The following is a 20,617-nucleotide window of genomic DNA, read 5'->3' as shown; positions in this document are numbered from 1 at the left end:
GCGGCTTCAGGCCGCCGTTTTCAACTGGTGCAGCGACGCCACCAGGTCGGCAAAGCGCTGGCCCTGGATCGTGATGTGCTGGCGCAGCACTTCCACCGTCTTTTCCGCATCGCCCGCGACGATGGCGTTGACCGCCGCCTCGTGCTCGTCGAAGGACATCTTCAGGCGGTCGCGCACCCGCAGCTGCAAGCGGCGGTAGGGGCGCAGGCGGCGGTGCAGGGCGCGCGCCTGTTCGGCCAGGAAGGTATTGTGGCTGCCGGCGTAGATGTGGTCGTGGAAGACCTCGTTGAGGTAGAAGTAGGCGTCCGGATCGCTGGCGTCGCGCGCCGCCTTGCAGGCCTGGTGCGCGGCCAGCAGTTCGGCGTGCTCGGCCGGCGTCATACGGCGCGCGGCCAGGCGGCCGCACATGGCCTCGAACTCGGCCATCACCTCGAACATTTCAATGAGCTTTTGCGGGCCGATCTCGGCCACGATGGCGCCGCGCCGCGGGCGCATCTCGACGATGCCCATCGAGGCCAGCTGGATCAGCGCTTCCCGGATCGGCGTGCGCGATACCCCGAACTCCTCGGCCAGCGAGGTCTCGTCCAGGTGCTGGCCCGGTATCAGCTTGCCCACGGCGATCATTTCCTCGATCGACTCGCGCAGGGTCTCAGAACGTGTCTTGGCGGTTTCCATCGCAAAATCCTTATCTCGAAGCTTGCAGTTGCATACAAGACAATATTTTAAATTGGATTTGTGCTTGACAATGTATGCCTTTCGGAAGAAATTGTATACACAATGAGATCATAAAAAAACAAACTGACACACGCAGCATCCATCAATCCTTGGAGGAGACATAAAAATGACTGGAATCACGCGCCGCCATTTCATTGGCACGCTGGCAGCCGCCCCCCTCGCGGCAGCATTGCCCACCGCAGCATGGGCACAAACCACCAACCTGAAGATTTCCCACCAGTTCCCCGGCGGCACCATCACCGAGGGCGACTTCCGCGACCGCCTGGTGCGCACTTTCGCCCAGCAGGTCAGCGAACGCACCAAGGGCGCCCTGAAGTTCGAGATCTATCCCGGCTCCTCGCTGATGAAGACCAACGCGCAGTTCTCGGCCATGCGCAAGGGCGCGCTGGACATGTCGCTGGTGCCGCTGAACTACGCCGGCGGCGAAGTCCCCGAGACCAACATCGGCCTGATGCCGGGCCTGGTGACCTCCTACCAGCAGGGCGCCTCCTGGAAGAACGCTGAAGTGGGCAAGGAACTGGCGCGCATCCTCAACGAAAAGGGCATCGTCATCGTCAGCTGGATCTGGCAGGCCGGCGGCGTGGCCTCGCGCGGCAAGCCCATCGTCGATCCGGCCGACGCCAAGGGGATGAAGGTGCGCGGCGGTTCGCGCGAGATGGACCTGATCCTGAAGGAAGCCGGCGCGGCCGTGGTGACGCTGCCCTCCAATGAGATCTATGCCGCCATGCAGACCGGCGCGATGGATGCCGCGATGACCTCCTCGACCTCCTTCATGTCGTTCCGCCTGGAAGAGGTCGCCAAGGCGCTTACCACCGGCCGCGACAAGGCCTACTGGTACATGTTCGAGCCGCTGATGATGTCCAAGGCGGTGTTCGAGAAACTGCCCAAGGACCAGCAGGCCGTGGTCATGGCGGTCGGCGCCGAGATGGAACAGTTCGCCATGAAGGCCGCGCAGGCCGACGACGTGGCCGTGGCCCAGGTCTACCAGAAGGCCGGCGCCAAGGTGGTCGACCTGAACGCCGAGGTGGTCAAGAAGTGGCAGGACATCGCCCGCAACACCGCCTGGAAAGATTTCGCCGCGCGCAACGCCAACTGCGCCAAGCTGCTGTCGCTGGCGGAGAAGACCTTATGAGCCACGGGTTTGAAATGCCGGGCGCCGCCCCGGCGGCCAGGCCGGCGGTGCCGGCCAGCGCGCCGGTGGCGTGGCTGGCCGCGGCGCTGGCGCTGTTCCACAAGGCGGCCGTGTTCCTGGGCATGATCGCGCTGGTGGTGACCTCGTGCATCCTCACCTACTCGGTGGTGGTGCGCTACTTCTTCCACCATCCCACCGACTGGCAGGACGAGGCCTCGGTCTTCATGCTGGTGGGCGTGATTTTCCTGTGCTCGGCCCACGTGCAGTCGCTGCGCGGGCATATCGGCATCGAGGCGGTGGCGGGTCTGCTCTCGCCGGCGGCCAACCGGGTGCGCATGTTCATCGTCGACCTGGTGTCCTTCGCGTTCTGCGCCTTCTTCGCGTGGAAGTCGTGGACGCTGTTCCACGAGGCCTGGGTGGATGGCCAGACCACCTCGTCGACCTTCGCGCCGCCGCTGTGGATTCCCTATTCGATGATGGCGCTGGGCATGAGCATCCTCACGCTGCAGTTGCTGGTGCAGGTGCTGGTGCGCATCACCGGCACGGTGGACGCGAAGGAGGGCGCGTAATGAGCCCATTGACCCTCGGCGCCCTGTATGGCGTCATCACCATCGTCGTCATGTGCTCCGGCATGCCCATCGCCTTCGCGCTGGGCGTGGTGGCGACCGGCTTCATGTACTTCTTCATGCCGGAGTCGGCGCTGGACACCGTCACCCAGAACGTCTACGAAGAGATCGCCTCGATCACGCTGCTGTCGATCCCGCTGTTCATCCTGAAGGGCGCGGCCATCGGCAAGTCGCCGGCCGGCAAGGATCTGTACTCGGCCATCCACGCCTGGCTGAACCGGGTGCCGGGCGGCCTGGGCATCGCCAACGTGTTCGCCTGCGCGCTGTTCGCCGCCATGGCCGGCTCGTCGCCGGCGACCTGCTCGGCGATCGGATCGGCCGGCATTCCCGAGATGCGCCGGCGCGGCTATTCGCCGGGCTTCGCGGCCGGCATCATCGCCGCCGGCGGGACGCTGGGCATCCTGTTGCCGCCGTCGATCACCATGATCCTGTACGCGGTGGCCGCCGAGCAGTCGCTGGGCCGGCTGTTCCTGGCCGGCATCGGCCCGGGCGTGCTGCTGGTGATCCTGTTCGCCGGCTATGCCGTGTTCCGCGCCCGCAAGGAGTACAAGCTGGCGCACGCGGTCTACACCGCCGGCGGCGTGAAGTCGGCCTACCTGGACGACGAGCACTTCACGCTGGCGCAAAAGGTGGAGATGCTGCCGCGCGTGCTGCCGTTCCTGATCCTGCTGATCGGCGTGATGGTGGCGCTCTACGGCGGGCTGGCCACGCCCTCCGAGACCGCCGGGCTGGGCGCGCTGCTGGCGCTGGTGCTGATCGCCATCGTCTACCGCATCTACAAGCCGCGCGAGATCGCGCCGTTCCTGAGCTCCACCATCAAGGAATCGGGCATGCTGCTCCTGATCATCGGCATGTCGCTGCTGTATTCCTACGTGATGAGCTACCTGCACATCAGCCAGTCGGCGGCGCAGTGGGTGGTCGACCTGCACCTGTCCAGGTGGCTGCTGCTGGCGGTGATCCTGGCCATGGTGATCGTGCTGGGCTTCTTCCTGCCGCCGGTGTCGATCATCCTGATGACCGCGCCTATCATCCTGCCGCCGCTGAAGGCCGCCGGTTTCGACCTGATCTGGTTTGGCATCGTGATGACCGTGGTGATGGAGATGGGGCTGATCCACCCGCCGGTGGGGCTGAACCTGTTCGTGATCAAGAACATCGCGCCCGACATCCCGCTGGGCGACGTGATCAAGGGTACGATTCCTTTCCTGGCGTTGATGTTCCTCGCGGTCGTGCTGCTGTGCATGTTCCCGGGCATCGCGACCGTATTGCCTGACCTGTTGATGGGAGCGAAGTGAGATGAGTGGTAGCGAACGCGTCTGGAACGCGCGCCAGAAGAACCGGGAGGCGCGGCTGGCGCGCGCCGCGGCGGCGCTGGGCGGGGACCTGCAGGGCAAGATCGCGCCGGCCGGCAAGCTGGCCGAGCTGCTGTACGCGGTGCTGGAAAACGGCGACCGGGTTTGCGTCGAGGGCAACAACCAGAAGCAGGCCGATTTCCTGGCCAAGGGCCTGGCCTCGCTCGACCCGGCGCGCGTGCACGGCCTGCACATGCTGTTCTCGGTGCTGGCCCTGCCGGAGCACCTGGACGTGTTCGAGAAGGGCATCGCCGACCGCCTGGACTTCTCCTTCTCCGGCCCGCAGGCCGGGCGGCTGGCGAAGCTGGCCTCGGCCGGCAAACTCAACATCGGCGCCATCCATACCTACCTTGAACTGTTCGGCCGCTACTTCACCGACCTCACGCCGCGCGTGGCGCTGGTGGCAGCCCAGGCGGCCGACCGCCACGGCAACCTGTATACCGGCCCCAACACCGAGGACACCCCGGCAATCGCCGAGGCCACCGCGTTCTCCAGCGGCATCGTGATCGCCCAGGTCAACGAGATCGTCGACGTGCTGCCGCGCGTGGACATCCCGGCCGACTGGGTCGGCTTCGCCATCCAGGCACCCACGCCGCACTACATCGAACCGCTGTTCACGCGCGACCCGGCCCAGATCTCCGAGATCCAGGTGCTCATGGCGATGATGGCGATCAAGGGCATCTATGCCGAATACGGCGTGCAGCGCCTGAACCACGGCATCGGCTTCGACACCGCCGCCATCGAGCTGATCCTGCCGACCTATGCCGAGTCGCTCGGCCTGCGCGGCAAGATCTGCAAGCACTGGGCGCTCAATCCGCATCCGGCGCTGATCCCGGCGATCGAGGCCGGCTTCGTCGAGTCGATCCATTCCTTCGGCTCCGAGCTGGGCATGGAGGACTACATCCGAGCCCGGCCCGACGTCTTCTTCGTCGGCCCCGACGGCTCCATGCGCAGCAACCGCGCGCTCTCGCAGACCGCCGGCCACTACGGCTGCGACATGTTCATCGGTTCCACCCTGCAGATCGACCTGCAGGGCAACTCCTCCACCGCCACGCTGGGCCGCATCGCCGGCTTCGGCGGCGCTCCCAACATGGGCGCCGACGCCCGCGGTCGGCGTCACGCCAGCGAAGCGTGGCTCAAGGCCGGGGCGCAGGCGCGCGCCGGCAGGAACACCATCCCGCGCGGCCAGAAGCTGGTGGTGCAGACGGTGGAAACCTTCCGCGAACACATGCAGCCGGCCTTCGTCGAGAAGCTCGACGCCTGGCAACTGGGCGAGCAGGCCAGGATGCCGATACCGCCGGTGATGATCTACGGCGACGACGTCACCCACATCCTCACCGAGGAGGGCATCGCCAACCTGCTGCTGTGCCGCAGCGACGAGGAGCGCGAACAGGCCATCCGCGGCGTGGCGGGCTACACGGCGGTGGGGCTGGGACGCGACCGCCGCATGGTGGAAAACCTGCGCGACCGCGGCGTGATCCGGCGCGCCGAGGACATGGGCATCGACAAGCGCCTGGCCACGCGCGACCTGCTGGCCGCCAAGAACATGAAGGATCTGGTGCGGGCCTCGGGCGGTCTGTACAACCCGCCCAAACGTTTCAGGAACTGGTGACATGGAAACCTTGAACTATCGATTCGACAACGGCGCGCGCCGCCTGAAGGCCGCGCCCGAGCTGGTGGGCGTGGTCAGCTCCGGCAACCTGGAAGTGCTGATCGAGAACGCGGCGCTGGACGGCGCCTGCGCCATCGAGGTGAAGACCGCCGCGCGCGGCTTCGGCGCCATCTGGGAAGCGGTGATGCGCGACTTCTTCCAGCGCTGGCAACTGGCCGACGCGCGCATCTCCATCAACGACATGGGCGCCACCCCGGCGGTGGTCAGCCTGCGCCTGGACCAGGCGGTGGAAGCCATGGTGGAGGAACGCACATGAGCGCCAGCTATCTCGAAGCCAGCGCCCGCGAGCGCATCCTGGCGCTGCTCGATCCGGGCAGCTTCAACGAGCTGCTGCCGCCGGCGCAGCGCGTGGTCAGCCCGCACCTGGGCCAGCTCGACGCGCCGGTGTCCTTCGACGATGGCGTGGCCGTCGGCGAAGGCCGGCTGGGCGGGCGCGCGGTGATGGCCGCCGCGCAGGAGGGCGGCTTCATGGGCGGCGCGGTGGGCGAGGTGCATGGCGCCAAGCTGGTCGGCCTGTTGAAGCGCGCCATCCGCCAGCAAGCCGCCGGCGTGGTGCTGCTGCTGGAGACCGGCGGCGTGCGCCTGCATGAAGCCAACGCCGGCCTGATCGCCGTCTCGGAAGTGATGCGCGCCGTGCTCGACGCGCGCGCCGCCGGCATCCCGGTGATCGTGCTGGTGGGCGGCGCCAACGGCTGCTTCGGCGGCATGGGTATCGTCGCGCGCTGCGCCAACGCGGTGATCATGTCGGAGGAAGGGCGCCTGGCCATGTCCGGCCCGGAGGTGATCGAGACCGCCAACGGCGTCGAGGAATTCGATTCGCGCGACCGCGCGCTGGTCTGGCGCACCACCGGCGGCAAGCACCGCTACCTGATCGGCGATTGCCAGAGGCTGGTGGAGGACGACATTGCCGCGTTCCGGCAAGCCGCCATCGAGGCGCTGGAGAACGCCGGCCCGACCGCGCTCTCGCTGGTCGCGCTGGAAGCCGAGCAGGAGATGCTGCGCCGGCGCATGGCCGCCTTCGGTCACGCGCAAGATCCGATGGATATCTGGGCCGACCTTGGCGTGCCCAGGCCGGAATCGGTGCCGATGCTGGAGGCCGCCGCCTTCACCGCCATGGCCGACGGCCATCGCATCCAGAGCAAAGCCTGAGAGGAGCACCGCATGCAAACCGCAGTGACCGCCCCTGAAGCGAAACAAGTCGACTGGCGCGCGCTCGCGCAGCAACTGTTCCCGCTGGGGCACGACATCGCCGAGCAGGACAACTTCCTGTCCGGCACCGCCCGGGTCGGCGAGGCCAGCGTCGCCGTCATCGGCACCACCGGCCACACGCCCATCGGCATCGAGATCGCGCTGGCCCAGGCCACCGCCATCCTGGCCACGGTGCGCGAGCACCCCGGCCGTCCCATCGTGATCCTGGTGGATACGCAGGGCCAGCGCCTGCGCCATCGCGACGAGATGCTGGGCATCAACAGCTACATGGCGCACCTGGGCAAGTGCGTGGAACTGGCGCGCCGCTCGGGCCACCGCGTGGTGGGGCTGGTGTACGACCAGGCGCTGTCGGGCGGCTTCATCACCAGCGGGCTGATCGCCGACGCCTGCTATGCCTTGCCCGACGCCACCATCCGGGTCATGGGCCTGCCCGCCATGGCGCGCATCACCAAGGTGCCGGAAGAGCGGCTGACCGAACTGGCCCGCGGCAATCCGGTGTTCGCGCCCGGCCCGGAAAACTATCTGCGCATGGGCGGCGTGGCCGCTATCTGGAACGGCGACCTGGCGCAGTCGCTGCTGGATGCGCTGGCGGCGGACCGGTCGGACGACCGCCGCGCCCTCGACGGCCTGGAGCGCGGCGGGCGCAAGCTGGCCCGGCGCGTGATCGACGCCGTGGCCGACGACGTCCCGCTGAAATAATCCCGCATGCGCCAGCGCCATCACCTCATCTGGCCCAGCGACCCCGGCTGGCAGCGCCTGCAGGAGCAGGTTGCCGACGCGCGCCGGCGTGCAACGATGGCGCACTGGCAGAGCAACAACTGGCCGGTGGTGGCGCGGCGCGCCGACGCCGACGCCGCGACCGACGAGATCTGCGCCGGCATTGCCCTGCCGCCCGATGCGCAGGGCAACAAGCCGCGCATCGCCTTGCGCCTGCGCGCCGGCGAGGTCGCCGTCGCGCGCGCACCCATTCTGCTGCAAGATGTGCTCGCCGCGCGCCTGCCGGGCCTGCCGCCGGCCTGGCCCCGGGCCATGGCGGAGCTGCACGCGCAGGCATCGCGCGCCGGCATTGCGCTGTCCGTGTTCGGCTCGCTGGCGTGGCAGGCCCTCACCGGCCAGGCCTACCTGCGCGCCGGCTCCGACATCGACCTGCTGTTCCAGCCCGCCAGCCGTCGCCAGCTGGAACAGGGCGTGCGCCTGCTGGCCTACCATGCGATGTTCCTGCCGCTGGACGGCGAGATCGTATTCCCGGGCGAGGCCGCCGTATCGTGGAAGGAGTGGCGGCAGGTGGCCGTGCTGGGCGGCGATCCCGACGGCCGGGTGCTGCAGAAGGCGCCCGACGCGGTGCGGCTGGAACGCGTGGGCGCGCTGATGCAAAGCCTGCCGGCGCAAGACGAGGGACGATGCGCAGCCTGAGCCACGCACAGGTGCGCATCGAAGGCTGGCGCGCCGCCGTCACGCCCGCGCCGCATTACACGCAAAAGCGCCGCGACGCCCGCAACAGCCTCGCGTTCTGCCGCATGCTGGCGCGCCTGGCGCTGCGCAGCCTGCACCAGGAACTGGTGCTCTATCCCAAGCCCGGCCTGGTGTCGCCGGTGGATAACGGCAGCCATGAGGACATGGATGCCGGCACCTTCATGCGCAGCCTGTTCTCGCTGCGGCACTACTTCTTCCAGATCGCCCAGGCCGGCACGCAGGGCGCGCCGTTCCGTCGCCTGCAGGAGCTGGCCATTGCGGCCGAGGCGCGCATGCTGCGCGCCACCGGCGGCGTCAACACCCATCGCGGCGCCATCTTTGCGCTGGGCATGCTATGCGCGGCCGGCGCCTGGTGCCATGCCCGCAAGATGCCGCTCACCGATGCCGCCATCCGCGCCGCGCTGCTGATCCGCTGGGGCGACGCGCTGGCACGCCATACCCGTGTCGGGCCGTCCCCGGAGGCGCAAAGCCACGGCCAGCGCGTGGCGGCGGCGCATGCCGTGGGCGGCGCGCGCGAGGAGGGCGCGCTGGGCTTCCCGTCGGTATTCGAAGTGGCCTTGCCGCGCCTGCGCCAGACCCTGGCGCAGGGGCGCGGCTGGCGTGAGGCCAAGGTCGACGCGCTGTTCGCCCTGATGGGCCACATCAGCGACACCAACGTCTACCATCGCGGCGGCGCCGGCGGCGCCGAGCTGGTGCGCGCCCGCAGCGCCGCCTTCCTGGCCGCCGGCGGCACCGCCGATGCGCATTGGCAGGAGCGGGCGCTTGCGTGCCACCGCCTGTTCAGCCAGCGGCGCCTGTCGCCCGGCGGCGCGGCCGACCTGCTGGCGGCGGCCTGCCTGGTGCAGCAGATCTGCGCCGTGATGGCGGCATGAGCATGCGCCTGGCCCTTCTTTGTCCCGGCCAGGGCGGCCAGCACGCCGGCATGTTCGACCTCGCGCGCGCCGATGCGCGCGGCGCCGCCTTTCTCGACGGATGCGGGTTGGCGCCGCTGCTGGCGGCGCCGGTGGAGGAGGTCTTGTCCCAGCCGCGCCATCTCTACGCCAACCGCAACGCGCAGCCGCTGATCGTGGCCGCGCAGCTGGCGGCCTGGGATGCCTTGCGGGAAGAGCTGGGGGCGCCCGCCGTGGTGGCCGGCTACAGCGTCGGCGAGCTGTCGGCCTGTGCGATCGCCGGCGTGTTCGCGGCGCGGGAGATGCCGGCCATGGCCGCCCATCGCGCCCGCTTCATGGATGAGGCGGCCGCCGCCGCGCCCGACCAGGGCCTGATGTCGGTCGGCGGACTGGCTGTCGAGGCCGCGCGCGCCTGCCTGCAACGCCATGGCGCCTTCGTCGCCATCGAGACCGGCGACGATACGCTCATCGCCGGCGGCGCCGGCCCCGCCCTGGGAGGGGCCGCGACGGAGCTGGCGGCGCTCGGCGCACGCGTGGGCGAGTTGCCGGTTGGGCTGGCGTCGCATACCCCCTTGATGCAGGCGGCCATCGCGCCGTTCCTGCGCACGCTGTCGCAGGCGGGCGCGGAAACCCCGTCCTGCACCTTGCTGGCCGGCGTCAGCGGCCAGGCGGTGGCCGATGGCGCCCAGGCCGCCACGTTGCTGGCGCGGCAACTCGGCCAGACCATCCAGTGGTCGGCCTGCATGGACGCCTGCGCCGAACGCGGCGTCACGCTGGCGCTGGAACTGGGGCCGGGCAACGCGCTCTCGCGCATGCTGCGCGAACGCCATCCGCAGATCGAGTGCCGTTCCCTGGCCGACTTCCGCAGCCTGGCCGGCGCGCTGTCCTGGTTGCGCCGCCACGCCGGCTGAGGCCCCGGCTTCTCATTTCCCGGCTCGACCATTCTCATCCCCCATGCAAGGCAAGGCCGCGCTGGAATCGCCGCGGCCCAGGTGCTATGTTGAAAGCAGGCATGTGTCGCGCGAGCGCATCTGCCGGGATCGGCGCGGCTTGCATGGTTGCAATTCTTCCTTGAACCAATGCCTGGCGTGCCAGTCGGAAAAAATGAGGCGACCGGGAAACACTGCGGTCGCGGCAGTGCCATTCATTGTTCAACCTGACCTGGAGGCAAGAGATGAAAGTCGATGTGTACAAGCGCCCGGATAGCGATGGATTGTTTTCCTATCTCGTCATTCCCCACGAAAAGCCGTTGCCGCAGGAGGTCACCAATACCGATTGGCAGATGCATGAGTGGGATGTGAATTTCGAGCGCGACGGCAAGCGGCATTTCACGCTGCACACGGAAGATGCCTACAAGCAGATCGGCGAAAAGGGTTATGCCATCACGCACCTGAACGAACGCGCCGGCGACGGCGCATCCTGAGCGCGGACCGGCCGCGCGATCGACCAGAGCCAACTCAGACAAGAGGAGACCAGCCATGCCAACCGAACAGATGGGCGACTATGAAATCGAATACTCGGGCGTGCGCGTGATAGGCGGCGAGGAGTGGGTGGCCAACGTCGCCATCTTCGGCCATTCGACCAACCCTATGCACCGCAATCCGGTGTTCCCTTCACAGCGCGTACTGGCGGAGAAGACCTTCGCCGACGAGAAATCGGCCGAGGAGGGCGCCTTGCAGGTGGCCCATGAGATGCTGGAAGGCTGCAGCCAGTCCGCGACCCGCCACTGAGGCGCCGGGCCGCAGGCATGAAAGGGAAAGGCCCTGCCGCGCAAGCGCGGCGGGGCCTTTTTCATGGAGGCGGCGCAACAAGCCGGCGATTCGCAATAAAATATCAGCGCCCCAGCACTCCGACTCACTCCAACCGCAAGCGCCAAGAACAATCATGAAACCGCCTCTTCTCGTCCTGATCCACCTTTCCGAGGCCAGCCAGGCCACCATCGCCGCCCACTACGACATCCTCTACGCCCCCGACCGGGAGCGCCGCGCGGAGATGATCGCCGGACCCGCCCGCAAGGTCGCGGTGGTGCTGACCAACGGCTCCACCGGCCTGACCGCCGACGAGATGCGCGCCTTGCCGCACCTGCAGCTGGTGTGCGCGCTGGGCGCCGGCTACGAGAACGTGGACGTGGCCCACGCCGAGGCCAACGGCATCGAGATCGCCACCGGCGCCGGCACCAACGAGGATTGCGTGGCCGACCACGCCATGGGCCTGCTGCTGGCCGTCGTGCGCCACATCCCGGCGCTGGACAAGATCACCCGCGAAGGCGGCTGGCGCGAGAGCCTGCCGCTGCAGCCGCAACTGGCCGGCAAGCGCCTGGGCATCGTCGGCCTGGGCAGCATCGGCAAGAAGATCGCGCGGCGCGCCGCCGGCTTCGATATCGAGGTCGCCTACTGCAACCGCAAGCGGCGCGACGACGTCGACTTCCACTATTTCCCCGACGTCGCCCAACTGGCGGCCTGGGCCGACTTCCTGATCGTCGCCGCGCCGGGCGGGGCCGGCACCAGGCACCTGATCTCCGAGCGCGTGATCGATGAACTGGGCCCCAAGGGCTACCTGGTCAACATCGGCCGCGGCAGCATCGTCGACACCGCCGCGCTGGCCCGGGCGCTGGCCGGCGGACGCCTGGCCGGGGCCGGGCTGGACGTCTACGAAAGCGAACCCAAGCCGCCGCAGGAGCTGATCGGCCTGTCCAACGTGGTGCTCACGCCGCACATCGCCGGCTGGTCGCCCGACGCCATCGCCGCCTCCGTGCAGCGCTTCCTGCACAACTGCGAGGAGCATTTCGCCGCGGCCGAGCCGGCGGTGCGCGCCTGAGCGCGGGTTTTCCACCAAAACGGCCGGCATTTCGCCGATAATGTCGGCCGCGGCCTTGCCCAATGCGAGTCGGGGCAAGCCGCAAGGCCCGGGATGCGCGCACGGGGGCGCGCGCCGGGGCTGTCGCCATGCATCCTCATCATCCAATTTCAACGCAACGCAGAGAGAGCCAAGCACCATGGACCTGCCATCTCACCAACTCACCATGACGGTCCTGATGACGCCGGACATGGCCAACTTCGCCGGCAACGTGCACGGGGGCACCATCCTGAAACTGCTGGATCAGGTCGCCTATGCCTGCGGCAGCCGCTATGCCGCGCAATACGTGGTGACGCTGTCGGTGGACCAGGTGATGTTTCGCCAGCCCATCCACGTGGGCGAGCTGGTCACCTTCCTGGCCAGCGTCAACCACACCGGCACCTCGTCGATGGAAATCGGCGTCAAGGTCGTGGCCGAGAACATCCGCACCCAGGTCATGCGCCACGTCAACAGCTGCTTCTTCACGATGGTGGCGGTGGACGACCAGCGCAAGCCGATCCCGGTGCCGCCGCTGCGCCCGTTCTCGCAGGAAGAGAAGCGCCGCTTCGAGGCCGCCATCCTGCGCAAGTCGCTGCGCAAGGAACTGGAGCGCCGCTTCGAGGAAGTCAAGCCGGGCTGAACGGCTTCAAGCCGCGCGGCCGGCGCTGGAAATGAAAACGGGATGGCATCGCCATCCCGTTTGTTTTTTGCGCCCGCCCGGCTGCGTCAGGTCAGGTGCACCGTCACCGTGCCCAGCGCGCCAAGGTCGGCCAGCACGGTCTGGCCGGCGCGCACCGGCATGGGCACGATGGTCGAGCCGGAGGCCACCAGCTGGCCTTCTGCCAGCGTCAGCCCATGCTGCGACAGCTCGTTGGCCAGCCAGGTCAGCGCCGAGCGCGGATCACCCAGCACCTGGGCGCCGCTGCCCTCGCGCTGCTCGCCGCCGCTGATGCGGCCGAAGGTCTTGAGCGCGGCCAGGTCCAGCGCGCGCCAGTCGCCGGCGGCGGGCGCGCCCAGCACGAACTGGTCGGCGCAGGTATTGTCGGCGATCAGCTGGGCGGCGCCGACTTCCTTGAACCTGTCGTAGCGCGTATCGGGAATCTCGATGGCGGGGTGCAACGAACCCACCGCATTCATCACCTCGTCCTGCGTGTAGGGCGCGGCGCGCGGCGGCAGCGAACGGCGCATGCGGAAGGCGACTTCCACCTCGATCACGCTCATCAGGCTGTCGCCCAGCGAGATGGCGGCGCCGTTGCGATGGACGCGCTCGGCCAGCAGGCGGCCGGCCAGCGGCGCATCGACATTGAGCAGCTGCTGTCCGCCGGGGCCGGTGGCGCCGATCTTCCATCCGGCCAGCGGCGCAAAGCTGCGGGCTTCCAGCCTAGACTGGATGTCATAGGCCTCCTTGCGGTCGGCCGGACGCAGGCCTTCCGGCAGCTGCGCGATGCGGCGTCCGTGGGCCCAGCAGTCCCACAGCAGGTCGGCCGCCTGTTGGCGTTGCGATTCGGTCAGCACGTCGTTCCCCCCTTGTTTCTGATTGTTCTGGCTGTTGCGCCTGTGAGGACGGCGCCGCGAGGCGCCGGATCCCGTCATCATAGACAAATTTGGCCCGGCAGCGGGCGTCAGGAATGCAAAAAGACCGGCCCGGCCTCAGGCCGCAAGCGGGCCGAGCGCGCCCAGGGCGATGCACAGCAGGCCCAGGCACAGGTTGACGCCGACCAGCCGCCGGATCTGCCCCAGGGCGCGCGCGGCGCGATCCCAGTCCTGCTGCGCGGCGCCGAGCTTGAGGCGGCGGAACGGCGCGAAGAAGATGTGACCGAAGATCAGCATCATCAGGATGCCGATGCCGGCCATCGCATGCACCCAGGGCGGCGCGTGGCCGGCGCCCATCAGCGCCATCATGTGCAATCCGCTGCCCAGCACCAGCGCGATGGCGATCCACACCCAGGTGAAGAACGCGCCCAGCGTGGCGGCCATCAGCACCAGGCGCTGCGGCGGCTGCAGCGACGCCAGCGCCGGCCGCAGCGCCATGTGGGCGAAGAACATCCCGCCGACCCAGATCGTGGTGCCCAGCAGGTGGAAAAATTTTGCGATCAGCATGTCACTCCCGTCAGGTAAGAATCCGTTGCGCAACGATGCGGCATTGTCGCACGACGGCGCCGGTGCCGGCTTATGGTAAGGTCATGCGCAAACGGCACTACCGCGATCGCCCGATTCTGCGCACAATGCCGCCGCGACGACGCTCTTGGAGGCACCCCAGGCATGGCCACACTGCAAGCAATCACCATCTACCCGATCAAATCCTGCGCCGGCATCGCGTTGGAGCAGGCCGGCATCGGTCCGCTCGGGCTGGCGCTGGATCGCCACTGGATGGTGGTGGACGGCGAGGGCGGCTTCCTGAGCCAGCGCAGCCACCCGGGCATGGCCTGCATCGTGCCGCGCTTCGAAGGCGCTGATTTGGTGCTGGCTGCGCCGGGCATGCCGCAATTGCGCCTGGCCGCGGCCGGCGAAGAGGGCGAGCGCGGACGGGCGGTGACGGTGCAGGTCTGGAAGGACAGCGTGGTCGCGCTCGACCAGGGCGAGCGGGCGCGTCGTTGGTTCTCCGACTATCTCTCCATCGATGCCCGGCTGGTGCGCTTCAGTCCCGACGCCCAGCGCCTGTGCAGCGCGCGCTGGACCCAGCCGCAGCAGGCCGCCACGCAGTTCTCCGACGGCTATCCGCTGTTGGTGATCGGGCAGGCCTCGCTGGACGACCTCAACGCCCGGCTGGCGGCCAAGGGCGCGCCGGCCCTGCCGATGGAGCGCTTCCGCCCCAATCTCGTGATCGAGGGGCTGGAGGCCTACGAGGAGGATTTCATCGACACCATCCTGCTGGGCGCGGGCGAGGCGGCGGTGGAGCTGCGGCTGGTCAAGCCCTGCGCGCGCTGCCCCATGCCCGGCATCGACCAGCGCACCGGCCTGCGCGACCCGCAATGGCCGGACGAGCCGCTGGACACGCTGGCCGCATATCGCGCCAATGCGCGCGTGGACGGCGGCCTGTGCTTCGGCCAGAATGCCATTGTCAGCCGTGCCGGCGCAGAGATCCGGGTGGGCCAGGAGTGCAGCTGGGAGCTGCGCTTTTGATGCGGGCCTCCGCGGCGGCTGGCGCGAAACCTGCTACAGCAACATCAGCCGCGCAGCCTGCGCGGCAAAAGGAAACCGGAAGGGATGGGCAAGGCAATGCGTAACAAATTTCTGCTTGGCGCCGCGGCCCTGCTGGCGGCGCTGGGCATGCAGGCCGGGATGGCGCGGGCCGAGCCGCGCACCGTCCTGATCGGGCTGGCGGGCCCGATGACCGGCTTGTCCGGCAGCACCGGCCTGGCGCTGGAACGGGCGGCGCAGATGGCGATCGAGGATGTCAACGAGACGCGCCCGGTGATCGGCGGCGAGCAGGTGGCGTTCAAGCTGCTGGCGCAGGACGACCGCGCCGATCCGCGCACCGGCGAGCTGATCGCGGAGTATTTCGTCAAGAGCCGGGTGGCGGCGGTGGTCGGCCACTGGAACAGCGGCGTGGGCATTCCCGCCTCCAGGATCTATGCCGCCGCCGGCATACCGCACGTCTCGCCGGCGGTGACCGCCCCGGCCTATACCCGGCAGGGCTTCGCCACGGCGTTTCGCATCGTGCCGCACGACGGCGACGGCGCGCGCCACACGGCCGAATATGTACTGGGGCCGATGAAGGCGAAAAACGTCGTCATCATCGACGACCGCACCGTGTTCGGAGCGGCCTACGCAGCCGAGTTCGAGAAGTCGGTGAAGGCGCTGCAGGGCACCGTCGCCGCGCACTACACGGTCAGCAGCAAGACCTCCGACTTCAACGGCATCCTGCGTTCGGCGCGCAGCCTGAATCCGGACGTGGTGTTCTTCGCCGGCCTGGACGCCCAGGCCGCGCAGCTGGCCAACGACCTGCGGCGGCTGCAGATCAAGGCGCCGCTGGTGGGCATAGGTGGCCTGGTCGGCCCCACCTTCTTGAAGCTGGCCGGTGCGGCGGCCGAGGGCACGGTGGTGGTGGAGCCGGGGCTGCCGTCGTACAAGGGGCCGCAATGGAGCCGCTTCGAGGCTTCCTGGAAAACCCGCTATCGCGACGAGATCTATCTCTATGCGCCGTTCGCCTATGACGCCGTACGCATCATCGTGGCCGCCATGCGCGAAGCCAATTCGGTGGAGCACGACAAGGTCACGGCCGAGCTGCACAAGATCCGTTACCGCGGCATCAGCGGTAATCTCGCCTTCGACAAGGACGGCAACCTGCGCGACCCGATGTTCACGCTGTACGAAGTGAAGAACGGGCGCTGGAACGTGATCAGGACGATCGGCGACAAGGGCTGACCGGGCGCATGTCTTGCTCCGGCAGCCGCTGCACGACGCCGGGTTCCTGCTTCCGCAGGAACGACAGGGAGGAGTTTGCTTACGCCTCCATACGCTCGGGTTATCCCGCTCCCCGTCGTCCCGGCGAAGGCCAGGACCCAGCGACGTTTGTTGCGTATCACCGGCCATTGAACGACGCTGGGTTCCTGCTTTCGCAGGAACGACAGGGAGGAGTTTGCTTGCGGCTCCATACGCTCGGGTTACCCCGCTCCCCGTCGTCCCCGCGAAAGCGGGGACCCAGCGGCGTTTGTTGCGCCTCGACGGCCGTTGCACGACGCTGGGTTCCTGCTTCCGCAGGAACGACAGGGAGGAGTTTGCTTGCGCCTCCATACGCTCGGGTTACCCCGCTCCCTGTCGTCCCCGCGAAAGCGGGGACCCAGCGACGTTTGTTGCGTATCACCGGCCGTTGAACGACGCTGGGTTCCTGCTTTCGCAGGAACGACAGGGCGGAGTTTGCTTACGCCTCCATACGCTCGGGTTATCCCGCTCCCTGTCGTTCCGGCGAAGGCCGGGACCCAGCGACGTTTGTTGCGTATCACCGGCCGCTGAACGACGCTGGGTTCCTGCTTTCGCAGGAACGACAGGGAGGAGTTTGCTTGCGCCTCCATACGCTCGGGTTATCCCGCTCCCCGTCGTCCCCGCGAAAGCGGGGGCCCAGCGACGTTTGTTGCGTATCACCGGCTGTTGCACGACACTGGGTTCCTGCTTTCGCAGGAACGACAGGGAGGAGTTTGCTTGCGCCTCCATACGCTCGGGTTATCTCCCCCCCTGTCGTCCCCGCGAAAGCGGGGACCCAGCGGCGTTTGTTGCGCCTCGACGGCCGTTGCACGACGCTGGGTTCCTGCTTTCGCAGGAACGACAGGGAGGAGTTTGCGTACGCCTCCATACGCTCGGGTTATCCCGCTCCCTGTCGTCCCGGCGAAGGCCGGGACCCAGCGGCGTTCGTCGCACGCCGCCAGCCGCCCGCATAAAAAATGCCGCCGCGATGTTCATCGGGGCGGCATTTTCTACATCGGCAGGCGCTCGAAAGGCGCCGCCGGATCACTTCTTGGGACGACCGACCTTCAGCGGCGTCAGTCCGCCGAGGATGTCCTTCAGTTCGGCGATCTTCAGGTTCTTGATCAGCGACACGCCGATGCGCAGCAGGTCGCTCTTCTTGATCTCGACGCCGGCCTTCAGGCAGGACTTCTTGACCTGCGCCAGCACAGCGTATTCGTCCTCGGGCATGGTGAAGCTGTCGCGCACCTGCTTGACCTTCTTCGGCTTGGCGGCCTTCTTTTCGGCCTTGCTCAGCGCCGGCTTCGCAGCGGGCAGGGCCGGCTTCTTCGGCGCTGCGGGCTTCGCTGCGACCGCCTTCGGCGCCGGCTTGGGAGCCGGGACCTTCGGTGCGACCGCAGCCTTGGGGGCGGCGGCCGGCTTGGCGGCGACGACAGCCTTCGCGGCCGGACGGGCGGCGGGCTTCACGGCCGGTTTCTTGACGACGGCCTTGGCTGCGGGGGCGGCCTTGGCGACTGGGGTTTTCTTTGCGGTCGTTGCGGTTTGCGTTCTGGTTGCCATGAACCCTCCTCTGAAAATTAATATAAACAATATATATTTTTTAAATCCCTGTCGCAATCGCCATTACAAAATGTGAACGATTTCACAATGAATTGTTTGCGTTGCAAACGTTTACATCGGCGGTTCCTGTGACAAAAAAATGACATTCCCCCGGGGAATGCGCAAACCGGCCAGGCTGCCGCGCGCGCCGGGCGGCCGTGGGGAGCAAGCTCATTGATAGCCATGGCGGCGATCCTAGCAAGCCCAGGTTAAAGCTCTGTGACAATGCCGGAAAACAATTTACGGAGGAGGGATGGCCGGAGGAAGGGCGGGAGGCGCGAATAAAAAAAGCAGTCCGGCCGCGAACGGCGGGACTGCTGTGCAATTACATCGGTCTCTACTGGGGACTTACATGAAACTGCGAGTTGCTGCTGGCTTGTTTTCGGTGGACGCAGGCAGCGGCAAGCGCGACTGCACGGTGTCGAATTCCTTGATCTCGGCGCTCTTGACGGCGCCCATGGCGGCGGCCACCTTCAGCTGGGTGGCTTGCTGCAGGTCGTGATCGGTCTTGAAGTCGCGCAGGAAGTGGGCGAAGTTGCTGCCGACTTCGTGGTGCTTGATGCCCATGGCCACGGCCGCCTTCAGGTAGCCCAGCTTGGAGCCGCAATCGAAGCGCTGGCCTTCGTAGCGATAGGCCAGGATCTGTTCTTCGGCCAGCAGCGCAGAGATGGCGTCGGTGAGCTGCAGTTCGCCGCCGGCGCCGGTGCTGATGTTTTCCAGGCGCTCGAAGATCGCCGGGGTCAGCACGTAGCGGCCGACCACGGCCAGGGTCGAAGGGGCGACTTCCGGCGCCGGCTTCTCGACGATGCCGCTGACCAGCTCCAGGCGGTCGCGGTATTCGCTGCCGCTGACGATGCCGTACTGGCGGGTCTCCAGGCGCGGCACGTCCTGCACGGCCAGCAGGCTCTTGCCTTCCTGTTCGAACATGGCGGTCATTTGCGCCATGACGTTCTTCTGGCCGGCTTCGACGTCCATGAAGTCGTCGGCCAGCAGCACGGCGAAGGGCTCGTCGCCCACCAGCGGCTTGGCCAGCAGCACGGCGTGGCCCAGGCCCAGCGGCTCGGCCTGGCGCACGTAGACGCAATTGATGTGTTTGGGGATGACGGTCTGCACCATCTCCAGCAGCTTGGTCTTGCCGGCGGCTTCCAGTTCGCTCTCCAGCTCATAGGCCTTGTCGAAGTGATCCTCGATGGCGCGCTTGTTGCGGCCGGTGATGAAGATCATCTCGGTGATGCCGGCTTCGACGGCTTCCTCGACGGCGTACTGGATAAGCGGCTTGTCGACGATGGGCAGCATTTCCTTGGGTTGCGCCTTGGTGGCGGGCAGGAAACGGCTGCCCAGGCCGGCGACGGGAAAGACTGCTTTGGTGATTTTTTTCATGATAGGCCCAGGTAGAGTTGATTGAAGGACGTGGCATCCTCACCCAATGTTTGTTTCACAGGATCCCAAGCGCGCCGCGCTCAGGCCTGCTTCTTGTTCTTGATCATCTTCAGTTGCAGGAACGCGCGGCAGCCGTGAAACAGCGGCGCGTTGGCCGGAAAGGCGTGGCTCAGGAAACCTGCGGCGACGTCGAGCAGGGAGCCGCGATTGAAGCGGCGCAGGCCCTCTCCGCGCGACGGCTGCGACGGCTGTTCATCGCGTTCGACGAACTCGACGCCGCCTTCATGGAGCTGGTCCAGCACCGAAGCCAGCTGCGGCGCCTTGGCCGAGATCTGGCGCAGCAGCAGCGCGGACTCTTGCGCATGCCGGTCCGCCTCTTGCGCCAACGCTGCCGCCGCCGCTTCACTGCCGCCGGCCAACTTGCTGCCGTCGCGGCGTGCGCCGAACGAGAGCAGGGCAAAGCTGTTGGCAAAGGGGGAGGGCTGATCCAGGCAAGTCTCGGTGGTGTGCATGGCGTCGTGGCTTTCGTGGCGTTGTACCTGCGGTTGTAGTGTTGCGGTGGGAGACGCGGCCGTGGCCGCTTCCGTCCCGCTTATCCGATTTGACGCCAGCATAAGAAGCCGGCCGCCGGCGATCTATAGGAAAGCCGCCTTTTGAGATGTAGGAAAACAGGAAAAGATGACGCCATCCCGTCCGTCAAGCAGTGCGGGGGAATCCGGCGAGAATTTTTTAATGGGGGCGGAAAGCCTTTGCCAGACTGGCTCGAGGGCTTGTCCTACAAGGAGTCGGGGCGCCGTCCGATAGCTGCCGGGCCAGGCGATTCCTAACATTGCCTCATCTGTCGGCGCTCGCCGTGCGGCAGGCACGAACCACAAAATACCCTCCACCTATTTGAAAGGGAACATCATGGAACACGGACTCATTGCATGGCTCATCATCGGCGCGGTCGCAGGCTGGCTGGCCGGCGTGCTGGTGAAGGGCGGCGGCTTCGGCCTGCTCGCCGACATCCTGATCGGCATCGTCGGCGCCGTCATCGGCGGCTGGCTGGCCGGCCTGCTGGGGATCGCGGTCGGCGGCGGCGTCCTGGCCTCGATCGTGACGGCAACGCTGGGCGCGATCGTGCTGCTGGTGATCGTGCGGGCCTTCTCGCGACGCGCCTGACGCTGCCGTCGCCGCACCCTGAACAATGCGCCCGAGGCTTGCGCCCGGGCGCATTTTCTTCGTGCGCGGGGCGGCAGCCGTTACAATGCCCGCCGTCATGGCAATAAAAAGACTGGACTGCCGGTTCGATGAACGTTGAGCTTGGCGGCCTG

General features: G+C 67.5%; 23 protein-coding genes. 17 read left to right on the top strand and 6 right to left on the bottom strand.

Features of this window, described 5'->3' with window-relative positions; all coding sequences use genetic code 11:
- Positions 1–6: 6 nt before the first annotated feature.
- Positions 7–675, bottom strand: a complete 669-nt coding sequence (locus Herbaro_RS13080) for a GntR family transcriptional regulator (RefSeq protein WP_275010068.1) — start codon at positions 673–675, stop codon at positions 7–9.
- Between the two features lie 166 nt (positions 676–841).
- Here Herbaro_RS13080 and dctP point away from each other — a divergent pair, with 166 nt between their 5' ends.
- The 14 genes from dctP to Herbaro_RS13010 all read left to right on the top strand — a co-directional run bounded on the left by dctP (position 842) and on the right by Herbaro_RS13010 (position 12,561).
- Positions 842–1,867, top strand: coding sequence for a TRAP transporter substrate-binding protein DctP (gene dctP, locus Herbaro_RS13075; protein WP_275010067.1), 1,026 nt, complete (start codon positions 842–844; stop codon positions 1,865–1,867).
- On the top strand, positions 1,864–2,436 hold the full coding sequence (locus tag Herbaro_RS13070) for a TRAP transporter small permease (RefSeq protein WP_275010066.1): 573 nt from the start codon (positions 1,864–1,866) through the stop codon (positions 2,434–2,436). Before dctP ends, Herbaro_RS13070 begins: the two co-directional genes overlap by 4 nt.
- Positions 2,436–3,785, top strand: coding sequence for a TRAP transporter large permease (locus Herbaro_RS13065; protein ID WP_275010065.1), 1,350 nt, complete (start codon positions 2,436–2,438; stop codon positions 3,783–3,785). The genes Herbaro_RS13070 and Herbaro_RS13065 overlap by 1 nt, the downstream gene beginning before the upstream one ends.
- Position 3,786: 1 nt before the next feature.
- A complete protein-coding gene (gene mdcA / locus Herbaro_RS13060; RefSeq protein ID WP_275010064.1) occupies positions 3,787–5,454 on the top strand; it encodes a malonate decarboxylase subunit alpha in 1,668 nt (555 codons plus the stop codon).
- 1 nt (position 5,455) lies between these two features.
- Positions 5,456–5,770, top strand: coding sequence for a malonate decarboxylase acyl carrier protein (mdcC, locus tag Herbaro_RS13055; protein ID WP_275010063.1), 315 nt, complete (start codon positions 5,456–5,458; stop codon positions 5,768–5,770).
- The gene (locus Herbaro_RS13050; protein WP_275010062.1) at positions 5,767–6,663 is read left to right on the top strand and encodes a biotin-independent malonate decarboxylase subunit beta; all 897 of its coding nucleotides are present in this window, start codon (positions 5,767–5,769) and stop codon (positions 6,661–6,663) included. The genes mdcC and Herbaro_RS13050 overlap by 4 nt, the downstream gene beginning before the upstream one ends.
- 12 nt (positions 6,664–6,675) lie before the next feature.
- Positions 6,676–7,422 carry a biotin-independent malonate decarboxylase subunit gamma gene (gene mdcE, locus Herbaro_RS13045; protein WP_275010061.1) on the top strand — a complete coding sequence of 249 codons (747 nt, stop codon included), beginning with the start codon at positions 6,676–6,678 and terminating at the stop codon, positions 7,420–7,422.
- Between the two features lie 6 nt (positions 7,423–7,428).
- Positions 7,429–8,136, top strand: coding sequence for a malonate decarboxylase holo-[acyl-carrier-protein] synthase (mdcG, locus tag Herbaro_RS13040; protein WP_275010060.1), 708 nt, complete (start codon positions 7,429–7,431; stop codon positions 8,134–8,136).
- Complete coding sequence (gene mdcB / locus Herbaro_RS13035; protein ID WP_275010059.1) at positions 8,124–9,068, top strand: triphosphoribosyl-dephospho-CoA synthase MdcB; 945 nt, start codon at positions 8,124–8,126, stop codon at positions 9,066–9,068. Before mdcG ends, mdcB begins: the two co-directional genes overlap by 13 nt.
- Positions 9,065–9,997 carry an ACP S-malonyltransferase gene (locus Herbaro_RS13030; protein WP_275010058.1) on the top strand — a complete coding sequence of 311 codons (933 nt, stop codon included), beginning with the start codon at positions 9,065–9,067 and terminating at the stop codon, positions 9,995–9,997. Before mdcB ends, Herbaro_RS13030 begins: the two co-directional genes overlap by 4 nt.
- Before the next feature lie 236 nt (positions 9,998–10,233).
- Entirely contained in the window at positions 10,234–10,509 is a 276-nt protein-coding gene (locus Herbaro_RS13025) for a DUF6139 family protein (protein WP_275010057.1), read from the top strand.
- Between the two features lie 55 nt (positions 10,510–10,564).
- Positions 10,565–10,816 (top strand): hypothetical protein, encoded by a 252-nt coding sequence (locus Herbaro_RS13020; protein ID WP_275010056.1) that lies wholly within the window; start codon positions 10,565–10,567, stop codon positions 10,814–10,816.
- A gap of 154 nt (positions 10,817–10,970) precedes the next feature.
- Positions 10,971–11,903, top strand: a complete 933-nt coding sequence (locus tag Herbaro_RS13015; RefSeq protein ID WP_275010055.1) for a 2-hydroxyacid dehydrogenase — start codon at positions 10,971–10,973, stop codon at positions 11,901–11,903.
- Between the two features lie 178 nt (positions 11,904–12,081).
- A complete protein-coding gene (locus tag Herbaro_RS13010; protein WP_275010054.1) occupies positions 12,082–12,561 on the top strand; it encodes an acyl-CoA thioesterase in 480 nt (159 codons plus the stop codon).
- An 86-nt stretch (positions 12,562–12,647) separates the two neighbouring features.
- Here the strand turns inward: Herbaro_RS13010 and Herbaro_RS13005 are convergent, their stop codons facing one another.
- Both Herbaro_RS13005 and Herbaro_RS13000 read right to left on the bottom strand, forming a co-directional pair.
- Positions 12,648–13,436, bottom strand: a complete 789-nt coding sequence (locus Herbaro_RS13005; RefSeq protein ID WP_275010053.1) for a 2-keto-4-pentenoate hydratase — start codon at positions 13,434–13,436, stop codon at positions 12,648–12,650.
- A 135-nt stretch (positions 13,437–13,571) separates the two neighbouring features.
- A complete protein-coding gene (locus Herbaro_RS13000; protein ID WP_275010052.1) occupies positions 13,572–14,021 on the bottom strand; it encodes a CopD family protein in 450 nt (149 codons plus the stop codon).
- Between the two features lie 162 nt (positions 14,022–14,183).
- Here Herbaro_RS13000 and Herbaro_RS12995 point away from each other — a divergent pair, with 162 nt between their 5' ends.
- Both Herbaro_RS12995 and Herbaro_RS12990 read left to right on the top strand, forming a co-directional pair.
- On the top strand, positions 14,184–15,044 hold the full coding sequence (locus Herbaro_RS12995; protein ID WP_275010051.1) for an MOSC domain-containing protein: 861 nt from the start codon (positions 14,184–14,186) through the stop codon (positions 15,042–15,044).
- Positions 15,045–15,140: 96 nt separating this feature from the next.
- On the top strand, positions 15,141–16,289 hold the full coding sequence (locus Herbaro_RS12990; RefSeq protein ID WP_275010050.1) for a branched-chain amino acid ABC transporter substrate-binding protein: 1,149 nt from the start codon (positions 15,141–15,143) through the stop codon (positions 16,287–16,289).
- Positions 16,290–17,369: 1,080 nt separating this feature from the next.
- Here the strand turns inward: Herbaro_RS12990 and Herbaro_RS12985 are convergent.
- From Herbaro_RS12985 to Herbaro_RS12975, 3 genes are all read right to left on the bottom strand, one after another.
- Positions 17,370–17,885, bottom strand: coding sequence for a hypothetical protein (locus Herbaro_RS12985; protein ID WP_275010049.1), 516 nt, complete (start codon positions 17,883–17,885; stop codon positions 17,370–17,372).
- Positions 17,886–18,272: 387 nt separating this feature from the next.
- On the bottom strand, positions 18,273–19,304 hold the full coding sequence (gene galU / locus Herbaro_RS12980) for a UTP--glucose-1-phosphate uridylyltransferase GalU (protein WP_275010048.1): 1,032 nt from the start codon (positions 19,302–19,304) through the stop codon (positions 18,273–18,275).
- An 80-nt stretch (positions 19,305–19,384) separates the two neighbouring features.
- Complete coding sequence (locus tag Herbaro_RS12975; protein ID WP_275010047.1) at positions 19,385–19,918, bottom strand: hypothetical protein; 534 nt, start codon at positions 19,916–19,918, stop codon at positions 19,385–19,387.
- A 292-nt stretch (positions 19,919–20,210) separates the two neighbouring features.
- Here Herbaro_RS12975 and Herbaro_RS12970 point away from each other — a divergent pair, with 292 nt between their 5' ends.
- Positions 20,211–20,465: a GlsB/YeaQ/YmgE family stress response membrane protein gene (locus tag Herbaro_RS12970; protein ID WP_275010046.1), complete on the top strand. Its 255-nt coding sequence runs from the start codon at positions 20,211–20,213 to the stop codon at positions 20,463–20,465.
- Positions 20,466–20,617 lie beyond the last annotated feature (152 nt).

Source organism: Herbaspirillum sp. WKF16, assembly GCF_028993615.1.
GTDB lineage: Bacteria > Pseudomonadota > Gammaproteobacteria > Burkholderiales > Burkholderiaceae_D > Herbaspirillum.
This window is presented reverse-complemented; position numbering and strand designations above follow the sequence as displayed.